Below are 18035 nucleotides of genomic sequence, written 5' to 3' on the forward strand. Positions count from 1 at the left end.
GAGCCTATTTTATACTTTAATAACGGGGTTATCTGAGCGGATTAGCCGCAAATGTTCACTCTAATTAAGGCAAAATCATTTATGCCAAAGAAACATTGTGTTTTTCAAGCTTGGGGAAAAGGGAAGACACGTGAAAACGGGGGCACCCACAAAGGAACTTTCGATTCTGCTGCCAGCATACAATGAAGCCGTGCAAATCAAAAAATGCATTCAAACCGTGGAAGCCGCCGTTAAAACCTTCTCAAAATCCTATGAAATAATCGTCTCCGAGGACGGCAGCACCGACGGCACCGACACCATAGTCGCGGAAATGGCAAATACTAACCCCAACTTGGTTCTGCTTCACTCACCTGCGAGGTTGGGCAAAGGCAGAGGCATCAAAAACGCGCTACGTCACTCCAAGGGACGATACATCACATTCATGGACGTAGACTTAGCCACGGACCTCGCATGCTTACCCGAACTCCTGCGCGCCGTCAAACGCAACGGCGGCATGGCAATCGGCTCACGCCACATAAAAGGCGCCTCAGTCAACCGCCGCCCAACCCGAACCCTATTCAGCTTAACCTACAACCTCTTTGTAAGGCTCCTCTTCATGGACGGTATCCATGATCATCAATGCGGCTTCAAAATGATGAGTCGACCCGTTGCGCAGGCAGTGCTGGAGCTTTCCAAGTCTGATGGCTACTTTTTTGACACTGAAATGATTGTGCGCTGCAAAAACCTTGGGTTCCCCGTAGAAGAGGTACCTGTGAATTGGACAGAGAAAAATAAGGGCGGCTCCAAAGTGAATCCCGTACGGGACTCCAAAAAAATCGGGCTAGACATGATTGCATTTAGGCTTAACCTAGCCTAAGAAAACCAAAATGCGGGCAAGAAAGCTTTCTAAGGTTACCATTTTCCGCCTGCGCCACCGCCGCCAGAGCGTCCCCCGCGGTATGCGCTACGACCAAATATAGGAACAAATATGCCCAACACTGCTAAAACCACAATTAACCATAGCGGCATGCCATAGAAGTACCAATCCCAGAACGGCTGTTGCGTTGGCTCAGGGCTGCTGTCTGCTTCGTAATAGTAGTATCCTCTTACAGGCAGATTATTAGGTTGATTGCTAACAGGAATCTGTTCACCTAACGCGACAACGGTGTCGTATAGTCCTTGGCCGAAGTCTCCGTTTTGGAATGCGGGCACCAGATATTGCTGCGCGATGAGGTTGCTTTCTATGTCGGTTATGTCTCCTTCTAAACCGTAGCCCACCTCGATACGCCACTGCTGCTCCTCAAACGCCACCAACAACAAGATGCCATTATCTTTGCCGCTTTTACCAATCCCCGTTTGCGTTCCATCATAAACGTCGAGGGGTTCTTGGTTGAAAACGTAAACGCCCAACTTGACGATGTCGTTGATTTCCTGCCCCGAATCATCCTTAATGCCGTGACCGTAAAGTGAAGGAAAAACGGCAACTACAATTTCGGCGCTACAATTTTCGTCGATGATTTGAGCGTAGTATTCGATGGAGTCTATCCAGTCTTGCTCAACGTATTGTGCGTTGCTTGTCGGAATTACAAAGAGCGTTGGGGTAAGGAGGAGAACAACAATGAGAAGGGTGCAGCCGCGTTTTTTCTGCAATTGCCTATGCTACCTCGAGGGTTAGAGGTTGACAGGGGGTACCTCGGTTGCGCCTACCTGCGCTTGGAAATAGGTTTTGGCGTCAAATCCCCAGCCTGCTGCCCAAAGATTTGCAGGGAACACGTTGATGGCGGTGTTGTAGTCTCGGACGGCGTCGTTGAAGCGCATGCGTTCGGTTGAGATGCGGTTTTCTGTGCCTTCCAACGTAATCATTAAAGACTGGATTACGGTGCTGGATTGCAGGTCAGGGTAATTCTCGAAAGTAACCACAAGGTTGGAAACTCCGGATTCCATGGCTGCGGTGGCGTTGTTTATGGCGTCTAGGTTTCCTCCTGCCGCCGCAGTCATCCATTGACTTCTCAGTGCAGTTACATTCTGCAGAATGGAGCCCTCATAGGTTATGTAGGCTCTTGCGGCGTCCACGATGTTGGGAATCAAATCGTACCTGCGTTGAAGCTCTTGCTCTACCTGCGCCCACTGCGACTCAGCGTTCGCATTCAAACCTACAATGTTGTTATACGTCGAGAAATAAAGCGCTGCAAACGACGCAGCAATCACAATTACAATTAGCGCTACAACTGCCGCTATAATTTTTCCCTTCAATTCAAACCCCTATCAGCCAAATCAAAAATCACCAATATATCCCTTACGTGAAGGGCAAACTAAACAACGCAAAACCTTTTTTTGCAGATAAATAGACAGCCCTTATTCAGCGACTGCTAAATTTTCTTACCATCCGTCTCAAACGCAGAACTTGCTGTTCCATGTTAAGCCACGGCGGCACAGATTGACCATGCGGCGAACAATGCCCCTCCACAATGGCTTTACAGACTGCCTCCACAGTGGGTGCCTCAGCCTCAATTATGGTGTAGCCAAAACCGATTTGAGGACCATAATGCGCATCTGTACCTGCCACGCGCGAAAGATTTAGCCGCTCTGCAGCCTCTTGAGCTTTTTTGATGCTGTTTTTGAAAGGAAACGCACGTGCATTAATCACTTCAATGGCGTCGAAGCTTGCACAGACGTGATCACGAAGGCACCCCTTAAAGTAAACATAAGGATGACAAGCGATGGCGACTCCGCCTGCGGCGTGAATTTTCTCGACGGTTGCGACGGCGCTTAAACCCCGGGGGATAAGTTCTGAGACGTTTAGGGCTACGATGTGGCCGTCGCTACTGGAGACCTCCATGCCTGGGAGGATGAAAAATTCGGGGTGGTCTTTTGCGATTTGATAGGCGCCTGCGAGGTGGTTGTGGTCGGTGACGGCGACCGCGTTTAAGCCCCTTTTTTTAGCGTAAAAAATGAGTTCTTTAGGCGTTATAAGGGAATCTTTGGAGTAGGTGGTGTGTACGTGTAGGTCAGCGATAATCTGCATCTTTCTGCTCCTATTTAGGCGGCGCCTTTGAGCGAATCTGCGCCAACTGCTCATCGAGCTTCGCCTCATCAGTTTCCACCTTATGGAACAGGGGCTGAGGCTTTTGGATTTTGTGACCAGCCTCCATCGGCGCCAATGCGTCGGCCCATCGGTACTCATGCACGGAGCCCGCGAGTTGGAGGGTTTGCCAAAGTTGCTGGGCGGTTTGGGGCATAAACGGTTCGGAAACCACTGCACATGCCTTCACAACCTGTGCCGCCACATAGAAGATGGTGCCTGCTTTTTCCTTGTCAGTTTTCATCAGGTTCCAAGGCTCCTTCGTGTTGAGATATTGGTTGCCGACACGACCTAAGGCAATGAGGGTGTTAGCTGCAGATTGAAGCCAGCCTTCCTCGATTTCTTTTGCTGCCTGCGCCACCTTCTCTTTAACGCATTGCAACACTGCTTCGTCGTCGGCATCAAGTTTAGTCGGCGCGGGGACTTCACCGTTGAATTTGCTTGTTATGAAGCTGAGAGTGCGGTGGATGAAGTTGCCGTAGGTGTCGTTGAGGTCAGCGTTGATTTTATCCGCAAACGCGCCCCAAGTAAAGTTGGTGTCTTTGCTTTCAGGTCGGGTGGCGATGAGGAAGAAACGCCAGTAATCGACGGGGAACATTTCCAGCGCTTCGTCAATCCAGATGCCGACGCGTTGGCTTTTTGAGGCTTTTTGGCCGCGGAACTGTAGGAACTCGGTTGCGGAAACGTTCCAGGGGAGGTTGTAGCCTTGTCCCGACGCTAAGAGGAGTGCTGGGAGGATGATGGTGTGGAAGGGGATGTTGTCTTTACCCACGAAATACAGCGTGCGCGCGTCTTTATTGAACCAGAAGTCGCGCCACTTTTCAGGTTGCCCCAAACGTTGGGACTGCTCTATGGTGGCGGAGACGTAGCCCAAAACTGCATCAACCCAGACATAGATGGTTTTGCCCTCAGCACCTTCAAACGGTGCAGGGATACCCCATTCGATGTCACGAGTCACTGCGCGAGGTTTGAGTCCCTCTTTTATCCAGTTGAGGCTGAAGTTTTTAACATTAGCTGGAAGCTGTTGATTGTCGCGAATATACTGGCACAGGGGCTCTTCGAGTTTGGAGAGGTCAATGTACCAGTGCCTTGTGGTTTTGATTACGGGTTTATTTTTGCAGATAACACAATAAGGCTCCACCAGCAAGGTGGGTTCGAGGAGTTTGCCGCAGATGTCACATTGGTCGCCGCGTGCCTTTTCAGCGCCGCAGTAGGGGCATTTGCCTTCGACGAATCGGTCGGGGAGGAAGCGTTGGTCATGTTCGCAGTAGAGCATCTGTGTGTCTTGGCTAAAGATATAGCCGTTTTTTTGGATTTCTAGAAGCGTTTTCTGCACGAAGGCTTTGTGAGTGGGGCTTTCGGTGCTTGTGTAGTTGTCAAAAGATGCGTCCCAGCGTTGAAAGAGTTCGGCAACTTTGGCGTGGTTGCGGTCGGTGAGCGCTTTGGGGGTTATGTGCTGACGGAGAGCTTCGACCTCGATGGGGGTGCCATGTGTGTCGGAGCCGCTTACCATCAACACGTCGTCGCCTTTGAGGCGGTAATATCGGGCGGTCACGTCTGCGGATAGGACGGAGCCGACGAGGTTGCCCAAGTGTGGGGTTACGTTGATGTATGGCCAAGCGCTGGTTACGAGGACATTTTGTGGCAAGAGACGATTCTCCAACACAATCGTTCTGTGTCGAACTATTTAAAATTGCTATACTCAGAAAAGAAACCATCTGCCCGCTGGGACGGATAGTCTGAGACCCTTTCCTTAATTAAATTATATACAACAAAAAGGTTGCCAAGATGCCTTCTGCTTAGACGTGGGTTGGGTTATCGCAAACTCTTTTTAGCTGCAACCCTAATTTTGTCTCCATAAACGTAGGGGTCACCCAACATCACCCAAACCTCCTCTGTCTCCGCGCAATCTAAAACCAGACTTGTAGACTGGAGACGCAACGCAGTTGACTTCGCCAAAAAGCATCAGTACCGCTTGATGTTGCTGGTGTTTTTGGTGCTTTTTGTCTGCGCGGCGCTCTATCAGTTGGGTTACATGTCGGTGCAGTGGGATGAAATGCCCCACCTTTATGGCGCTACATTGTTGTCGCGGTGGCAATGGTGGGACTACATGACCACCTACGGCTACTACCCACCCGTCTTTGACCTCGCCACCACCCTATCCTTCAGCGTTTTAGGCGTCAACCAAGATGCAGGCCGCATTGTCGCAGTCACCTTCTCGCTACTCGCCATAGTTTTGGTCTATGAATTCGCCAAAACCACCTACAACCAAAAAACCGCGCTTGCCGCTAGCATCCTCTTGGGCACCATGCCGGGGTTCTTTTGGCTAAGCCGCGTCACCATGCTTGAGACCACGCTTATCTTCTTCTTCACGCTTGTGATGTTTACGTTTTATCGGTGGATAAACAAAGACACCAACAAAGCCCTACTCTTAAGCGGATTAGCGTTAGGCATCGGGGTGCTGGCAAAGTACCAAATCATCGTCGCCGCGCTTGCCATGCTGCTAAGCATCCTGTTTTTGTGCCGCAAACGCCTCAAACTCACCCTAACCAAATTCTTCGTCATTCTAATCATTGTGGCTTGTGTGGTTGCGCCGTGGTTTTTGATGATTTATCACTATAATGGCTTCACAAAATTTGAAACCATCCAATATGTCATGAGTGAAGGCGGACAAGACCGACCCGCATATAGCAACCGCTTCCAGCCACTTCCCGTTTATTACCTTGTCGAGATGACTTGGCCCTTCAACGACATCCCCGTGCACCCCATCGCTTTGCCCATCTTGATTTTAGGGTTAGCTGGGCTAGGCCTATTCGCGTACCGCAGAAGCAAGCAGGACATCTTTTTCCTCACATGGTTCGCCGTGGTTTACGTCTTCTTCACGTTTATCTCCAACAGGCAATGGCGCTACGTTACGCCCCTGTTCCCCATACTCGCCGTCTCCGCCGCCGTTTTCATCCTGTTCCTCTACGGTAAAATCAGCCGATGGAAGCCCCGTCAACTCGGATTAAAAGGCGTCCGAATAAAGAAACTCGCCGCCATACTCTTCATCGGCATCATCGCATCCACCGTAGTTTACAGCAGCTATGAAGCCTACCAGATGACTGTGCGCGATGAAAATCATATCCCCATCCAAGAAGCTACCCGATATCTTGCAAGCCATCTTGAGGCAAACCAGTCTGCAGTGCTCGTATGTGCCTTTAACCTGCTCGACCAAGACATGTTCCGTTTCTATTTGCCAGCCAACATGTCCAGTGATCAAATCTGGCAATACCCAGCATTAGCCGTAGACGCCTTCAAACCTGACTTTAACATCGATGAATTCGTTCATCTCTGTAAGGAGCGGAACGTGAAATACATAATCCTCTTTGATTTCGGCATCTACAACCAATTCTTCAACACCACACTAGATTATACTCAAGTTAAACAGATGATTTTCGACAGTGGTAGATTTGATGACCCTAACGAAAGACCTTTCTGGGGAGACTTCTATGGTAGCAGCGGCACCCGACTCTTCCTCGTCCGCTTCTTAGGCTAAGCTATGGGGTTTCGAGAAGCTCAAAACCGTTTTCTTTATTGCGCATACGCCTAGCTGAGCTACCTGTTAATTCTAAGAGCACTACTTCGCCGACTTGCCACACATCCACACCCAACCGAACACAGCCCGTGATGGTGTTTTCGTTTCTGCCAAAACTCGCATGCATATGCAGCTTGGGAGTGCCTGTTTCATCAGTAAATATGGTGCCGACGCCGCAGCCTTCATGCACGCCCCGCAGCAGGGTGGTCATGATTTCGGGGGGTATGACGTCGCCGTCTTTGGGTCCCACAACCAGCTTGCTCTGGTTTTGTCCGCCGCCTAAAAAGAAGCAAAGTGCGCTTTGGATTTGTTGTTCTGCGGCGAATTTTTCGATAACTTCGTGGAGGCATTCGTTGTGGTGGAGTCGGAGGATGAAGATTCTTCCGAGAGCTGCTTGAGTGTAATTCAACAGGTTGACCTCTTTGGGTTTATGCGGTGTGTATTCGGGTATAAAAAACTTCAAGTGGCGCTGGCTGTTTTGGAACGCGCCTTGAGGGTGCATCCTCCATTATTTATGGCGGAAAGATTTCTACTGGTTTTCAACATGTTAATGCGCTTGTTTTGCGCCAATAGTTACCTACCCCTCTTAGGTTTCTGCATAGAACCTCTAATAGGATCCAAATATGCCCGCCCTGCAAAGCCCCTTCCCTATATCGTTTCTGCATGGTTTGGATATTAGTGTCCAAATAGGTTCTTTGGTTCAAATGTTGTTTGGGGCTGTGTTGCCTGGGCTATTTGTGGAGGCGCTCGGGTGTGGTCTCCGGGAGCTAGGTTACTGGTCCGGGGATGTGAATGGTGGTCTCCATTTGTGGCTCAGGTTGCAACGTCCCAAACAACCCAATCGACATTACTGACTAGTAATATCGTTTGTAGAAGACACTAATTTACTATTTAAGCGCTTTGGCGAACTTTTGCTCAATGCCTCAACTGTAACGAACTATTCAAACCAGCCCTCACCCAAAACCGGCTTCCTCCAAAAAACAAAAACGCCTGTCAGAAAAAATAAGACACGATACTTCTTTTGCACTTTTGCTATCATTTTTGTTCGCAAACCCTTTTTTGCGCTGACGCCCTTACCAAGCGGGCTAATCAGGTTTGTGTTAACAATTTTTAAATATGTAAATTGCGGATGGAAGGCTAATTGATAGCAGCCTAAGAAGGGGCAAGACCGGGGGGTCAAGGATGAAAGGCTCAAGTGACTCAAGGGAGCCAGTTATGCCGAATTTATCCCATATTGCCCTTTTTCTTAGGCAACTATCTTAACGGTTCTCTCTGTTTGTTACGCTATAAATACTTACCGTTAATTTCACGTAAAACGGCTAGCGATTGTTTATTTTTTTAATTTTTTTCTTGTTGGTTTGGCTTTTTTTATCAACAAAACCCACTTTTTAATAGCCTCACAAAAATCCAAGTGTGATTGAGGATAGAAATTTATTTACCTCTCAGCGAAATTAGCCCCTCAAAGGCACTTTAGAAAAAGGGGCGAACGGAAGCAATGTCAGAGAAATCAATCCAAGAACGTGGAAAAGAAGCACTCTACTGGATTCAGAAGCAACAGAACGCAAACGGCTTAGGCATGATTGAAGCCAGCAAAGTCCCCGACCAAGGCGCATTGCGTTTTCTTCTTAGGAAAGGCGACATTTTTGAGCCGCAAGCAGGGTTTGTGAAATCTTCTGCTAAGCCCGAACCCGAAGAAGGCTCACAAACCGAGTTTCCAGACCATAAACCATGGGTCTGGCGAACCCCAAAACCCAAACGCAAAGGCGATGTGCCGGAGCCCTACGAGTTTTTGGCCTACCCCGACTGGGACGCGCTTCCCAGCGCCGTCGCAGAGGCACTCCGTGGTATGGGTTTCTCTGGTGACCCCTACCTCTATGAAGGCTACAGTTACCGTAAAATGATGGGCGGCGCATTGCGGCGCAAAATGATAGGCTCGCTCTCCAAGGAAGAATTGTTAGCGGAGGTTCAGTTAACATGCCAAACCCAAGAAGAGTTCGAGGAGTTTAAGCGGGTACTTGAGGAGAAAGTGGAGGAGTATCGCGGTAAGTACAAGGAGTTTCCCGAAGTGCAAATCGGCGATGTGCTGTTTTACCCGAAGGATGGGAGCTTTAGCCGCAAAAAAGACGCCTGATTCTGTACACGCAAGTTATGCGGTGCGTCATATATCGCTTGTTGCCACAGGTTGAAGCCAACATTTCCTTTTATCCCATGATGGAAACTAGGGACATGTATCGTGTGGAATGGAGTGTTGGTGCCTGAGATGTTGGGCGGGTCTGGCTGCTAACCCGATGCGGGCGTTTCAACTGCTTTTTCGTCCCGTCGAGGTTGGCGCGCGGCTAGGTCCGCTTAACCCCCTTTTTTGAGTTCTCCCCCTAAACTCATGTTTTCGTGAAATTTTTTTTGTGCAGATTCAGGGTTATTAGGCTGTTGTTGTAGCTGTACAATCACACTGTTATTTATTTCACAAGCTGTACATATGATAGTCAGCCCAAGAGGTTAACTTAAAACGCAGACGAAGTGATTCTCCCCCCTCTCTCTTCCTGAAGTTTTTCGTTTGCGCTTAAGTTAACCTTACTTCTAATCCAAGAGTCCTTCTGTTTATGGGCTGCATCAAATAAAAATCCTCTCACGCGTCAGCGCTGCCCATTTAAGCGGTTTTTTGGTGTTTAGCGGCTGCTCTAGGATAGCGGCTTGTTGTAGACTTGGCACAACCACAAGCACATATATGCTAACCCGCTGAAATTAACTAAAAGGATACAAACATAACGGGCAACAAACTGGGTCCAAGGAAGATTTAAGCACGAAAACTTCCTAAGACAACACCTGTCTACATAGACGCTACTTCTGCCCCACCAACCATAGTGTCCCCAAGTTTTGCCCGCAACAAATAAACAAAGGAGGTTTTGACTTGATTGCACCCCCCAAGTATAGCGTGCTCATCGTGGACGACGATTATGCCATTCTGCAAGTGTTTAAGCGGATTTTTGAACGCAAAGGCTACCAAGTCACCCTCGCTCAAGAAGGCAAAGACGCCAAACAAAAACTGTCCACCGCCCACTTCGACGTAGCCCTCATTGATTTGTGTCTTCCCGACATGGAGGGCACCGAGCTGTTCCCATACATAGAAAAATCCTCAACCGACACCCTAAAAATCGTTCTCACAGGCAAAACATACCTGCAAGATACCGTGCACGGCGCAGATGCTTTCATAGCTAAACCAATTGACCCCGCGCGGCTACTGAGCATAATTGACACCAAAATTAAGCACCGCAACCTCGAACCATAGCGGCAACTCTTATAATCCATGCCTACGCTTCCTCTCTGAGGTTAGAGGTTATGCCAACGTTTCAATGCAGCGTTTGTGGACGCAAAATCCGTTCAGAATTCGAAGTTTCCTGCACCGGCGACGCCAAACGCAACGTGGAAAAAGCGCCTTGGTGCTGCGGCAAACCCATGTTTGAATCCATCGATGACTAACCAATCAGCAAACCGATGACCAGACTTACCAGAACCGCGACAACCCAGCCTGCAACTACTTTTAGAAACGGCTTTGCAGACACCAACTTGGTCTTATAGGATACGCCTGTGCCAAACATCGCCGCTGAAGTTGCCTGCGTAACTGAAAGCGGGATGCTAAACAGCGTTGCAGCCTCAACCAGCACCGTAGACGTCATCAGCGTGGTTGTGGCGTTGGCGTAGCGCATCGCAAAGGTTTCCTGCGAAATGCGGCGAATCGGACCAGCCGAGAGAAAGAAGCAACCCACAAAAACCGCCGCAACCGCAACTATAATTGTCCAAACATCAAATCCACCAACCGCAACAATCAATCCCAATGTGTTTGCGCCCATCACATATGCCGTGGAAAAGGACAGTACAATCAGCAGCACCTTGTAGGCTTGGAGTCTGCGCCAAAAATTAGTAGGATACCCTCGATTGAGTAAACGCATAAGCCCAAACGCCACTCCAATCGCGATTAGGGGCGCAAAGATCCATGTCAAGACGACCTCAAAAATGAAGGGCGCATTGACCAGCATGTTTTGGGCAATCGATATACCCGCCAACAGCCCAACCAAAGACATATTCAAAGACATAGGCACCCTAAAACGGTACGCAATAACAAAGACCAGTATGGCTACTAGTAACGCTTCTGCCTGCAACGTCGGCGAGGGCGTCGGAAGCAAGATATTCACCGAGATAATCATGGCTGCACCCTGAACTAGCAAGCCCACCGAGAACCCTACCGCGCCTATTAGCGCCCCGAAGCGTCGGCTGATGATTCTTGAGCCCACGGCTGGTCCCACGCAGGCGGAAAGGTTGTTGCCTGCCACCAGCATCACGGCTACAAACACCAAAATTAACAGGACAATTGAAAGCCACAACATCGGGGGATCACTTAATGATTGAGGAAACCACTGAAACAAGGTTATCGGCGAGGTCTTCGCATTCATCCAATACGTCGTCGGATTTATGCATCAACTCGCTGTAATGATAGAACTGGAGAAAATGCAGCTTAGGCGCCATTGCATACAACTTATCAAACCCCGCGTCTTTGATGTCGTCGCCCTGCTCTTCGAGAGCTTCAATCTCTTTATGCAACTGCAAAATCGTAGGAATACTGCTATTGGTGAGCATTTTTTGCAACTTGCCAAGCATCTGCTCCGCCAGCCCCATCAACTGTAGATAGACGCTTACCCATTCGGCTTCGGGGTGTACTGCGAATTCTTTAGCGTCTGCCTTAGCCATGCGGGTAAGCTCTCGGCTTAAGTAAAAATGCAGGTCTACTATGTCGTCGGCGTTGTGGACGCATTCGATGAGGTCATCGATTATATTGGGGCTGATGGCGCCGCTGGTTATGTTTTCACTAAGATTTAGGGCTATCTCGTCGCATTTTTTTTCTATGCTTCGAATGGTATGCATGTTCTCGGTTAAGGCTTGGTCGTTTTGGGTGTTTTGAAACATAATTTTTAGGGTGGCGTTAGCTTCAGCTGCGTTGGTGAGGATTTGGGATAACCCGCTGAATATGTTTCGTTCGCCTAGCACCAAGATACCCTTAAAATTCTTCATCGCAATCAAAAGGAAAGAATTCGGCTGCCATATTAACCCTGCGAAACAGGCAGAATAGGTTTGGTTGTAGGCTTTAGTTTACAGTCACATAACTTTATTTCACCATCCCCTGCACGTTTACGTGGGGATTTTAAGTTTTGATTGAACAATCAAGCCAAAGCTACGTAGAACCCATACCCCTTCAAACCAAACCCCCCGAAAAACACGTTTACCTCTTCAAAGAAGGCAACGGAAAAGACAAAAAACTCCTAGGCGGCAAAGGCGCAGGACTCTGCGAGATGACCCAAATCGGCTTACCCGTCCCAGTTGGATTTGTGATTACCACCCAAACCTGCTTGGAATATTTTGAGCATGTCTCAAAGTTCCCCGAGGGCTTCCGCCGCGAAGTATATGCCGCCATGGTTGAGGTCGAGAAAAGCATGAAACGGGGGTTCGGAGACGCTGACCATCCGCTTCTGGTTTCAGTGCGCAGCGGTGCAGCCATCTCGATGCCTGGCATGATGGATACGGTGCTTAATTTAGGCTTAAATGACGTGACGGTGGAGGGGCTTATTCGGCGTAGCGGGGATGAACGGTTCGGCTGGGATTCTTATCGGCGTTTTCTCTCGCTTTTTGGCGAAATCGTACTTGGCGTGGAAGAAGAACGCTTTCATCAGGCTATGGAGGAACTCCGCAAAGAGCGCGGCGCCACTCAAGATATCCAATTAACCGCTCAAGACATGAAAGAGCTGGTCTCAACCTTTAAGCACATCATCGAGGAGGTTACGGAAAACCCTGTACCGCAAGACCCACATCAGCAGCTTTTTATGGCAATCGAAGCAGTTTTTGCTTCTTGGAATGGCAAACGCGCCGTAGATTACCGTCGAGAATTCAAAATAACCCCAAACATCGCCAACGGCACCGCCTGCACCGTACAAACCATGGTGTTTGGCAACATGGGCGAAAATTCCGCCACAGGCGTTGCTTTTACACGCGACCCTGGTACAGGCGAAAACGTCCTCTTCGGCGACTACCTTGACCATGCCCAAGGAGAAGACATAGTCGCCGGCATCCGAACCCCCAAACCTATTGCTGAAATGCAAAAAACCATGCCTCAAAACTACCGTGACCTCCAAAAGGTCCGTGCAAGGCTGGAGCGCCATTTCCGTGAAGTGCAAGATATGGAATTCACCATAGAAGAGGGCAAACTCTATATGCTTCAGACTCGCAACGCCAAAATGAACGCTGCCGCCAACATAAAAACCAGCGTAGACATGGTCAACGAGGGTTTACTGGACAAAGAAGACGCGTTGCTTCGGCTTGACCCGCGTCAGCTTACGCAGTTGATGTATCGCCAAATTGACCCAACCAACACCATCACCCCCATAGCCACTGGATTGGGGGCTTCTCCAGGAGCTGCGTCAGGCGAAGCGGTGTTCGATGCAGATGAAGCTGAGCGGCAAGCTAAGGCAGGCAAAAAAGTCATCTTGGTACGTGAACAAACCAAACCCGAAGACATACACGGCTTCTTTGCTGCTCAGGGAATTTTGACGTCGGTGGGCGGCAAAACCAGCCACGCGGCTGTCGTTGCAAGGGGGATGGGTAAACCCTGCGTTTCAGGCGCTGGCGACATCAAAATTGACCAATACGAAAAAAGCGCCATCATAGGCAGCAACAAGCTTGTTGAGGGTTCAGTAATCACCATCGACGGGGCTTCGGGTAAGGTTTGGTTAGGGGAAATTCCTATGGTGGAGCCCGAAATCAGCGATGACCTGCACAGAGTGCTGGATTGGGCTGACGAGTTCCGCAGGCTCGGCGTCCGCGCAAACGCTGACACCCCCGCCGACGCTGAACGCGCGCTTACCTTTGGCGCTGAAGGGGTCGGGTTATGCCGCACCGAACGGATGTTTAACGCATCTGACCGCATTGGGCTGTTCCAGAATATGATTTTAGCCGACAACCCCGATGAACGATTAGAAGCGTTACAGAAGCTGTTGCCCCTGCAGAAAACCGATTTTATTGCGATTCTAGCCGCGATGCAGGGGTTCCCCGTCACCATTCGCTTGCTTGACCCTCCATTGCATGAGTTTTTGCCCTGCGAAGAAACCATCGAACGCGAAATCGAAACCCTCCAGCGATGCCAAGAATCTCTATCCAACATCTGCAGTATCCCTGAGGTGCTTCGAAGCGTAGACCCCTCCCTTGAACCTGTACTCACTAGCGGCGAACGCACGCTCTCCAACCTTGCCGAGTTGCAGTCTGAGGAACTAAAAAAGAAGATGGAGACACTCCAAAAAATCCGTATGCTACGAGAAGTTAACCCGATGCTGGGGCACCGTGGTGTCCGATTGGGCATAACCTACCCCGAAATCTATGAGATGCAGGTTGAAGCGATTTTGTTGGCGGCGGGCGAGTTGATGAAGCAGTCGATGCCCCTGAAAGTGGAAATTTTGATTCCGCAGGTCTGCACAAGTCAAGAACTCAAACGTGTCTATGGCATGATTCGCCGCGTAGAACAACACGTCAAGGAAAAAATAGGCATCGATGTACCGTACTCGGTGGGAACCATGATAGAGGTTGTTCGGGCTTGCATGCGTGCAGGGAAGTTGGCGGAGTTGGCTGAGTTCTTCAGCTTCGGCACCAACGACCTCACACAAGCCACCTTTAGTTTCAGCCGCGAAGACGCTGAAAACAAGTTCTTGCCCTTCTATAATGAACACAAAATCCTACAAGATAATCCCTTTGAGATTTTAGACGTGAAAGGCGTGGGGCGCTTGATGGCGATTACGGTGAAGTGGGGACGAAAAACACGGCGCGACCTAAAAATCGGTATCTGCGGAGAACACGGCGGCGAGCCCAGCTCAGTTGAGTTCTGTCACCGCATTAAACTCAACTACGTAAGCTGCTCGCCTTATCGGGTGCCGGTGGCGCGGTTGGCGGCGGCGCAAGCCAGCATCAAAGAGAAGAGAGGCATCTTGAAACCCTACAAGTAACCCCCAAGTCATCTCATACGCTCACTTTTTTTATGCAGTGATTTCCTAAAAGGTGATCGGGTTAGCGGCAACTTCTTAAACTAAACACAGCTACCTAACTAAAACGGAGAAAAACCATGTCCCTAACCCACCAAGAACCAACCGACCCCAACTCCTCCAACTCAGAGTTTGACTGTGACGTACTCGTGGTCGGCGCAGGCTCTGCAGGAGCAACCGCCGCCTACTATTTGGCTAATTCCGGTTTAAACGTGCTAGTTTTGGACCAAGCTCGAACTCGTGTAAAAATAAGTGACGATTTCCTAAGCCCCGGCGCCCTAAAAGAACTCTATGCTCTCGGCATCACGAGCACCCCTGCGGTTAAAGAAGCCCACGTCATAGACTGCGCCACCATATACTTGAGTGGGGAACCGTTGGCTTCAGGTTTGTTCCCTGACGTTGAGGATTTGCCACGGTATGCCTATGTAGTTTCGCGGAAGGTTTTGGATGGCTTGGTTGTGAAGGTTGCTATGCGGGTGGGCGCGAAGGTTTTGGAGGGTTACCAAGTCACTGGTTACAGCGTGGACGCGACAGGTGTAAAAGTTAATGCATCCACCTCGAAGGGGACGCAGAGTTTTCGGTGTCGGCTCTTGATTGGTGCCGATGGATGCAACTCTGTGGTTGCTGGTCTGCTCTGCGGTGAAAGCACAAAAAAGCTAAAGGCTATGGCTGCACGCGGCTACTTCAAGGATGTAGCTGGGTTGCCTAATGAGGCCAACGTGTTTTATGGCGCGGATTCTATGCCTGGGTATAGCTGGTTATTTCCAAGCGGCAAAACCGAAGCCAACGTCGGCGTAGGCATAATCCTTGACGCGAAACCCCAACCAGAAAACCCCAAAGACCTACTTCTCAAGCTTATTCAAACCGACGCAGGCATGAAACGGCGACTCGAAAATGCCCGACTAAAAGGCGACATAGAGGTGTTCACCTTTACATTACCCAATGGATCCTTAAAGCTGGTAGGAAACAGGGTTCTGTTGGTGGGGGAAGCAGCGGGTCTTGCGAACCCCTATAACGGCGAAACTCTTCAGATGGCTCTGAAAAGTGGGCGCTGGGCAGCCCAAACTGTCCAATCATGCCAAGGCAACTACTCCGCTCAAGCGCTGTCTGCTTACGAGAAGCAGGTGGTGAACGAGTTTGGTTACGGTTTTGAAGCAGGGGCTTTGATGCTGGGAATGCTGCTCAACCGCAACCACACCCCCATAGGACTGCATTGGCTAAACATGATGGGTGAAAAAAGCCGAGGCGACCCCGCATATGCACGCTTAACCAGCGGTATCCTCTCTGGAATGATTTTTCCCAACCAAAAAGAAACTGCCCAAGCCATAATAGGAATGCTTGAAACGGCTGCCTTATCAATGGGTGTATCAACGGTTAAGAATATCCTAGGAGCCCCCGCCAAGCTGCCCCAAGCAGCGGAGAACCTAATCCAAACGGGCTTTGCGGTTGCAGAGGTTGTGATCCGTAACCCTTTTGCGGCGTTGTTTTTAGGATTGGATGCAACCGCGAATTTGGCGGGTTCAGCTGCGTCAGCCGCTAAGCAAACAGTTGAGGATAAACAGAAACCCAAAACAGAGCCTCAAACATAAAATCGCCTAGCTTATTGAAGAAATAAAAAATTTGTTTGTTGCGAGAGAGCCAAGCAGGTTGGTTATTGCGGCTAAGTCTATAGCTGTAACCAGAGCAATATACCCATAATTAAGCCGTAGATTGCCAGAGCTTCAGCCAACGCAACAATCAGGAAGCTTCGGAAGAAGGTTTCAGGTTTCTCTGCTAAGGCACTGATTGCGGCGCTTCCAGCAGAAGAGATTGCGAGTCCAGCAGCAATACTTGGAACGCTAATGGCTACGGCGGCGCTGACGGCGATGGCGATTCTGTCGTTTCCACCGGCGGTTGTGGTGGTTTGGTTCTGTACCGTTTGGACGGTTACTGCAGCGGCAAAGCCCATGAGAGGTAAAAGTACTAGCGGTAGTATAACAAATAACAACAGTTTTGGTTTCATTGTTATGTTTACTCCATTAACAAGGCACACGTCGAGTTACCTATTTAACTTTTTCTTAGTTACCGCTTTCACGTTTCATCTGATGATGACTGAAGTAGAGTTTGATAGATCAAATTCGCTTGATTTTTTAATGCCTCGAGGTTTTGTCGTATTTTTTGGATTTCTTCTTGGGCGGTCTGTTCTACTTTCAAATTAAGCCCGTTGTAGTCAGCATCCAGTTTATCTTTGGCACTCACTGCAATCAACCAATCATTTTACGACTAGCACAGGGCAATGTGCATATTCGATGACGCGTTCGGCGACGCTGCCCATCAAGATGCGATCGGATCCTCGATGTCCATAGGTGCCCATTACAATCATATCCATGTTCAAACCGTTGGCTAAATGCACAATCTGCTCGAACGGTCTACCCTTCACGATTATTGATGTCGCTTTTACGCCTGCCTTCTCAGCTAATGTCATGAGGTAGTTGATGTAGCGTTGTCCGTCTTCTTTGAGTTCCCGTTCAATGTTTTCTCGCTCAGCCAATTTGCTGAAGCGGTCAAGGACGACTTCGTCGATGACGTAGACAAAGGTCACTTGAGCGTCGTGGTTTTTTGCTATGCCTAGAGCGTATTCAGCGGAGTGTACGCTATAGTCGGATCCGTCGGTGGGGCTTAAGATTTTTTTTATGGTTTCAGCACTGAACTTCATTTTACTTCTCCCTGATTACTTTTTTAATAATTTTGGTACGAACAAACTCTTCGCGGTCCTTCTCCTCAAGTACCTGCTCAATCCATTTTTTGGTGTTGCGATACTTGGGGATCAAAACGTGGTTTAAGGCGTTGACGCGGCGCTGTGTTCGACGTACGTCGTTGGCGATTTGAAAAGTGGTTCCTTCGGCGCGGGCCAAATCCGCAAGTAATCCTAGAACGCTGTGGAATTGTTTAAACGCTTTGTCCAGTTGAGCACTTGTGCTTGCAAAACCGTAGTCGGGTTTGGCGTTAAAGTCACCTTGAAACTCAACTGAGGGCACCGTGACGCCCATAATACTGCGGTAATCAATGAGGTAGTTAGCTTCTGTTGTTGAACCCAACGCGGCATTTGCCACGGCCTCCGAACCCCGCACCATATTTGCTTCCTTTAAGCTCTCATAGGCACGCATAAGCTCCACCAAAAGGTCGTCTCGTGCATGTTCCGCATCATAAATGCTGTTACGCAACTCCCGTAGGAGGATGTCGCGTTTGCGTTCCAGCACTTCTCGTCCTGATTCGGCTAGGTTAAGGGTTTTTTTGGTTTGAATCAGGTTGATGCGGGTGGGGCTTATGTTTTCGGTGGACACTC

Annotated in this window: 19 protein-coding genes; 7 read left to right on the forward strand and 12 right to left on the reverse strand. The window is 49.4% G+C overall.

Features of this window, described 5'->3' with window-relative positions; translation table 11 throughout:
* Window positions 1-130: 130 nt before the first annotated feature.
* Window positions 131-856: a glycosyltransferase family 2 protein gene (locus NWE92_04280; GenBank protein MCW4028847.1), complete on the forward strand. Its 726-nt coding sequence runs from the start codon at window positions 131-133 to the stop codon at window positions 854-856.
* Between the two features lie 35 nt (window positions 857-891).
* Here NWE92_04280 and NWE92_04285 read toward each other — a convergent pair whose 3' ends face one another.
* The 5 genes from NWE92_04285 to NWE92_04305 all read right to left on the reverse strand — a co-directional run bounded on the left by NWE92_04285 (window position 892) and on the right by NWE92_04305 (window position 5020).
* On the reverse strand, window positions 892-1629 hold the full coding sequence (locus NWE92_04285; protein MCW4028848.1) for a TPM domain-containing protein: 738 nt from the start codon (window positions 1627-1629) through the stop codon (window positions 892-894).
* A 21-nt stretch (window positions 1630-1650) separates the two neighbouring features.
* Window positions 1651-2232, reverse strand: a complete 582-nt coding sequence (locus tag NWE92_04290) for a LemA family protein (protein ID MCW4028849.1) — start codon at window positions 2230-2232, stop codon at window positions 1651-1653.
* Between the two features lie 106 nt (window positions 2233-2338).
* Window positions 2339-3058, reverse strand: coding sequence for a CehA/McbA family metallohydrolase (locus NWE92_04295; protein MCW4028850.1), 720 nt, complete (start codon window positions 3056-3058; stop codon window positions 2339-2341).
* Window positions 3015-4709 (reverse strand): methionine--tRNA ligase, encoded by a 1695-nt coding sequence (gene metG / locus NWE92_04300; GenBank protein MCW4028851.1) that lies wholly within the window; start codon window positions 4707-4709, stop codon window positions 3015-3017. The genes NWE92_04295 and metG overlap by 44 nt, the downstream gene beginning before the upstream one ends.
* Window positions 4710-4876: 167 nt before the next feature.
* Window positions 4877-5020, reverse strand: coding sequence for a hypothetical protein (locus NWE92_04305; GenBank protein ID MCW4028852.1), 144 nt, complete (start codon window positions 5018-5020; stop codon window positions 4877-4879).
* Window positions 5021-5039: 19 nt separating this feature from the next.
* Between NWE92_04305 and NWE92_04310 the strand changes: the two genes are divergently transcribed.
* Window positions 5040-6599 carry a glycosyltransferase family 39 protein gene (locus NWE92_04310; protein MCW4028853.1) on the forward strand — a complete coding sequence of 520 codons (1560 nt, stop codon included), beginning with the start codon at window positions 5040-5042 and terminating at the stop codon, window positions 6597-6599.
* A gap of 1 nt (window position 6600) precedes the next feature.
* Here NWE92_04310 and NWE92_04315 read toward each other — a convergent pair whose 3' ends face one another.
* Window positions 6601-7101 carry a DNA-binding protein gene (locus NWE92_04315; GenBank protein MCW4028854.1) on the reverse strand — a complete coding sequence of 167 codons (501 nt, stop codon included), beginning with the start codon at window positions 7099-7101 and terminating at the stop codon, window positions 6601-6603.
* Window positions 7102-8133: 1032 nt separating this feature from the next.
* Here NWE92_04315 and NWE92_04320 point away from each other — a divergent pair.
* From NWE92_04320 to NWE92_04330, 3 genes are all read left to right on the forward strand, one after another.
* Window positions 8134-8769 (forward strand): hypothetical protein, encoded by a 636-nt coding sequence (locus NWE92_04320; GenBank protein ID MCW4028855.1) that lies wholly within the window; start codon window positions 8134-8136, stop codon window positions 8767-8769.
* A 777-nt stretch (window positions 8770-9546) separates the two neighbouring features.
* Complete coding sequence (locus NWE92_04325; GenBank protein ID MCW4028856.1) at window positions 9547-9924, forward strand: response regulator; 378 nt, start codon at window positions 9547-9549, stop codon at window positions 9922-9924.
* Window positions 9925-9974: 50 nt separating this feature from the next.
* The gene (locus NWE92_04330; GenBank protein ID MCW4028857.1) at window positions 9975-10115 is read left to right on the forward strand and encodes a hypothetical protein; all 141 of its coding nucleotides are present in this window, start codon (window positions 9975-9977) and stop codon (window positions 10113-10115) included.
* Here NWE92_04330 and NWE92_04335 read toward each other — a convergent pair.
* Together NWE92_04335 and NWE92_04340 are read right to left on the reverse strand one after the other, a co-directional pair.
* Complete coding sequence (locus NWE92_04335; protein ID MCW4028858.1) at window positions 10112-11020, reverse strand: anion permease; 909 nt, start codon at window positions 11018-11020, stop codon at window positions 10112-10114. The genes NWE92_04330 and NWE92_04335 overlap by 4 nt on opposite strands.
* Before the next feature lie 7 nt (window positions 11021-11027).
* Window positions 11028-11702 carry a DUF47 family protein gene (locus NWE92_04340; protein MCW4028859.1) on the reverse strand — a complete coding sequence of 225 codons (675 nt, stop codon included), beginning with the start codon at window positions 11700-11702 and terminating at the stop codon, window positions 11028-11030.
* Window positions 11703-11842: 140 nt separating this feature from the next.
* On the opposite strand from NWE92_04340, the gene ppdK reads away from it, so the two are divergent.
* Together ppdK and NWE92_04350 are read left to right on the forward strand one after the other, a co-directional pair.
* Complete coding sequence (ppdK, locus tag NWE92_04345) at window positions 11843-14674, forward strand: pyruvate, phosphate dikinase (GenBank protein ID MCW4028860.1); 2832 nt, start codon at window positions 11843-11845, stop codon at window positions 14672-14674.
* 116 nt (window positions 14675-14790) lie between these two features.
* Window positions 14791-16299 carry a geranylgeranyl reductase family protein gene (locus tag NWE92_04350; protein MCW4028861.1) on the forward strand — a complete coding sequence of 503 codons (1509 nt, stop codon included), beginning with the start codon at window positions 14791-14793 and terminating at the stop codon, window positions 16297-16299.
* A gap of 77 nt (window positions 16300-16376) precedes the next feature.
* On the opposite strand, the gene NWE92_04355 is transcribed toward NWE92_04350, so the two are convergent.
* From NWE92_04355 to NWE92_04370, 4 genes are all read right to left on the reverse strand, one after another.
* A complete protein-coding gene (locus NWE92_04355) occupies window positions 16377-16697 on the reverse strand; it encodes an ATP synthase subunit C (protein ID MCW4028862.1) in 321 nt (106 codons plus the stop codon).
* A gap of 83 nt (window positions 16698-16780) precedes the next feature.
* Entirely contained in the window at window positions 16781-16948 is a 168-nt protein-coding gene (locus NWE92_04360; protein MCW4028863.1) for a hypothetical protein, read from the reverse strand.
* A gap of 13 nt (window positions 16949-16961) precedes the next feature.
* Window positions 16962-17405 (reverse strand): universal stress protein, encoded by a 444-nt coding sequence (locus tag NWE92_04365; protein ID MCW4028864.1) that lies wholly within the window; start codon window positions 17403-17405, stop codon window positions 16962-16964.
* Between the two features lies 1 nt (window position 17406).
* Window positions 17407-18033 (reverse strand): V-type ATP synthase subunit D, encoded by a 627-nt coding sequence (locus NWE92_04370; protein ID MCW4028865.1) that lies wholly within the window; start codon window positions 18031-18033, stop codon window positions 17407-17409.
* Window positions 18034-18035: the final 2 nt, after the last annotated feature.

This window comes from Candidatus Bathyarchaeota archaeon (assembly GCA_026014745.1).
Classification (GTDB): Archaea; Thermoproteota; Bathyarchaeia; order Bathyarchaeales; family Bathycorpusculaceae; genus Bathycorpusculum.